Annotated in this window: 1 protein-coding gene; it reads right to left on the bottom strand. The window is 37.4% G+C overall.

Annotated elements, in window-relative coordinates:
• Positions 1–188: 188 nt before the first annotated feature.
• Positions 189–398: hypothetical protein (locus ACWXWW_RS17900; RefSeq protein ID WP_455971342.1), on the bottom strand; the 210-nt coding region annotated here is incomplete at its 5' end.

Genomic DNA, 398 nt, shown 5'->3' with positions numbered 1-398 from the left:
CAACTCACGAATCCGAGATTCAATAAGAGTTCTCTCTTCCGCACCGATATCAGGCATGAAGAAGAAATAACCTTCTTCGGTGCTACGATAACCACCTAACGTACAATTGATAGTGATATTTGTACCACTCTTGTTGACAGAGTATCCATCATTTGTTGTGAATGAAATATTTGTCAAATTTTACACCTCTATTGCTTTGTGAATATAATCTTATCTTCGCTAGAAAATTTACCCAGCACGAGAATAAGGTATCTCTTCAAAAGATGCTGACACATATTGTCCGAAGGACAAGAGAATACAACCTGCTCTCGTGTAGATAATTTTGTTGCTACGACAGTATCGCCTTTGTTGAAACGAAGTTTCATTGTTTTGGGATGAATAAGTCGTTGAAGGTTATC

It is taken from the genome of Microbacterium sp. KNMS, from assembly GCF_053851835.1.
The sequence above is the reverse complement of the archived record's forward strand: the minus strand, read 5'-3'. Positions and strand labels throughout refer to the sequence as shown.